This is a genomic window from Oceanobacillus kimchii X50 (assembly GCF_000340475.1).
Lineage (GTDB): Bacteria > Bacillota > Bacilli > Bacillales > Amphibacillaceae > Oceanobacillus > Oceanobacillus kimchii.
The window spans coordinates 196,004-199,117 of record NZ_CM001792.1 but is presented as its reverse complement, the minus strand read 5'-3'; the positions used below and the strand labels follow the sequence as shown (position 1 = coordinate 199,117).

Genomic DNA, 3,114 nt, shown 5'->3' with positions numbered 1-3,114 from the left:
ATGATCTTGCCAGTAATCAATGGTGAAATCAGCGACACTGACACCGTCATTTCCAGCATGAATCATTTGACCATTACCAATATAGATACCACTGTGTGAAGCTCCTTCAGTGTCATAGGTTCCTTCAAAGAATACAACGTCTCCAATTTCAGGAGAATCTACATGTACTCCATCATTTATCCACATCTCACTATGCGTACGAGAAATATCAATATCTACTTGATTGAATACATAGTTAATAAATCCACTACTATCCATTCCATCTGTAGTTGTTCCTCCCCATACATAAGGAGTACCTACAACGCTCTCTGCTGCAGCAACAATATCGGATTGGATGTCTCCAGACTCAGTTGTATTCTCATCTTCGTCTTTTTCTACAATATTTAATTCTCCATCAGAACCTTCATTTTCTACTGCCAACGCTTCTTCTGTATTTGGTCCTACAATACCATCCACTTGTAAATCTTGGTCTGCTTGATATTCTCTTACTGCTTCTTCAGTAATTGGACCAAAGATACCATCAATGTTATATGTATAATAACCTTGATCTTGTAATTCTTCTTGCAAGTTCTCCACTGCAGAGCTTACATCCCCGCGCTGAATGAGTCCTACACTCGTGGAAGTTTCTTCTTGCTCTGTTACGTTAGGAAGGTTACTTTCGCTAGCAGGTATATCTCCCTCTGAAGCTCCTGCTCCAGCATTAGCAAACACGCTTCCCGCAAAAATAGGTGTTAGGGCTAAAGAAGTAACAAATGCTGTAGAAAGCACGTATTTCTTAGCTGATAGATTGGACTTTGCCAACGTTATTCCTCCTTTGTTTCTCTACTATACTAGTTAAAATATGATGAATATCGATAAAATCCATCATATTTTATCACTGCACCTAATCTATCATATGAAAATCACAGTGTATTAACATTGAGTTTAAGGAGAAATAACAATTTATTTTAGTATTTTACAGCTCTTTTTTCTTTAATCAGGAAAATAATACCGGTAGATAGCTAGATTTTAAATATATGTTAAAAATATCCAATTAAAATTAAATTAAGAATCTCTTTATACCCCCAATAAATAAAAAAGGTCAAGAGACTTTATTTAAAATCTCTTGAACCTTCTCGTTAATCCATTGAAAGTATGTCTGAGGAGTTTCTTCGTTTGAAAGTTTGTATTTCCTTTTTAAATGAATGATTCTTTCAACACTTTCGTTAATATTCACTTCACTTATATCGCCATTTTCTACAGCTGCTTTCAATGCCTTATGAACAGAAGTCACCGCATTTGGATGATGTGCGATAAGTATCATATCACTGCCAGCTTTTACTGATTGGATAGCCGCTTCTTCTATTCTAAAGTTTTCCGTTATTGCTCCCATCGTTAAATCGTCTGAGATAACAACTCCATTAAAACCCATATCGTCTCTCAATAATCCAGTAATCATATTTTCAGACATAGATGCTGGGTATGTGGCATCCATTTGCGGCAATAAAATATGTGCAGTCATAACTACGTCAGCTCCATTGGAAATTGCTTTTTCGAAAGGAACCAGTTCAACTTCTAAAAGTTCCTTCAAGCTCTTGTCCACTTTTGGAAGCTCTAAATGTGAATCCTCACTTGTATCCCCATGTCCAGGAAAGTGTTTGACGACAGAGATAATTCCTTCACTCTGAATTCCTTTCATGGTTTGGATTCCCATATCACTCACTATGTCTGGATTGTCACCAAAGGAACGATCTCCAATAACAGGATTATCTGGGTTACTATTTACATCAAGCACTGGAGCAAAATCTAAGTTAAAACCTAACCCCTGCATCTGTTTTCCTAAAAGCGTACCAACTTCAAAAGCAAGTTCCTGATCTTGTTCTTTTCCTATAGACCCACTAGGAGGAAGGCTTGTAATCTCTTCTGGCATTCTTGTTACACTTCCACCTTCTTCATCAACCCCAAGAAGCAATGGATAGGGATTATTCTCATTCACTTTTTTCATGTCATTCATAAGATTTACAGTTTGCGTCTTACTTTCAATATTGTCTGCAAATAGAATGACTCCTCCAATATGATAATGTTCAATCATATCTTTTGTTTCATTATTTATTTCTGTTCCGTCAATTCCACCAACGATCATTTGGCCGATCTTTTCATCTAAACTCATCTCTTTTACCTTCGCGGATATTTCACGAATATTATCTGATGATCTGTATCTTTGTTTATCCTCTACATTTATTAAAAACATTAACGCTCCAACGATAAATATTGCAGTTATCGTAACGCTAATCCACTTCATCATGATGCTACCTCCGGGGTGTTAGATTAACTTTCATTCCTTCACTTTCCCCCATTCCCTCAGAAGTATTTATAATTTATAAAACTTGTCTTATATTACTTAATCAATCACATATCTGTCTTTACCAACTTGATATCCAATAATAATCAATAATACCGCTATTATAATCAATGTTAACAGTGGAAACGTCCAGCTTGCTGTAACATCATAAATAGAACCAATCGCAAACGGACCTATAGCAGCAAGTAAATAGCCGACAGATTGTGCCATTCCCGAAAGTTCCGTTGCTTGTTCCGCATCCTTAGACCGAAGCCCTAAGAAAGTCAAAGCCAAAGCAAATCCTCCACCTAATGCGATTCCAATAAAAATCAAACTGAATATTATTATTGCCCAAGAATCTCCCAATAACAATCCACCATATCCAATTAATGAGAAAACACCAATCGAACAAGCAATAAAGGATTGTTTTTGTAACTTACCAGCTAGGATAGGGATAGCAAAACTCGCTGGTAATCCGATAATTTGTGTAATGGAAAGGAGCCATCCAGCCGTCGCCATGCTCATACCAAAATTATGCAAAATTTCAGGAAGCCAAGAGATCGTAACGTAAAAAAGCGTTGATTGTAAGCCTAAAAAAGCAGCAACGATCCATGCCAGCGGTATCCGCCACATACGATTACCAGATAGAATTCCTTTTTTAGAAGGAGTAATGTTTTCTTCCTTCGTTGTGTCTTTTCTTATGATAATCATCCATATTACAGCCGCAAACACAGCAGGTATTGCCCAAATAAGTAATGAAATTTGCCAACCAAAGTTTAAATCTTTCGCAAGAG

Annotated in this window: 3 protein-coding genes; all 3 read right to left on the bottom strand. The window is 36.7% G+C overall.

Annotated elements, in window-relative coordinates; all coding sequences use genetic code 11:
• On the bottom strand, positions 1-801 hold an 801-nt coding region (locus C794_RS01180), incomplete at its 3' end, for a C40 family peptidase (RefSeq protein ID WP_017795307.1).
• Positions 802-1,081: 280 nt separating this feature from the next.
• Positions 1,082-2,284 carry a beta-N-acetylhexosaminidase gene (gene nagZ, locus C794_RS01175; protein WP_017795306.1) on the bottom strand — a complete coding sequence of 401 codons (1,203 nt, stop codon included), beginning with the start codon at positions 2,282-2,284 and terminating at the stop codon, positions 1,082-1,084.
• A 96-nt stretch (positions 2,285-2,380) separates the two neighbouring features.
• On the bottom strand, positions 2,381-3,114 hold a 734-nt coding region (locus C794_RS19555), incomplete at its 5' end, for an MFS transporter (RefSeq protein WP_017795305.1).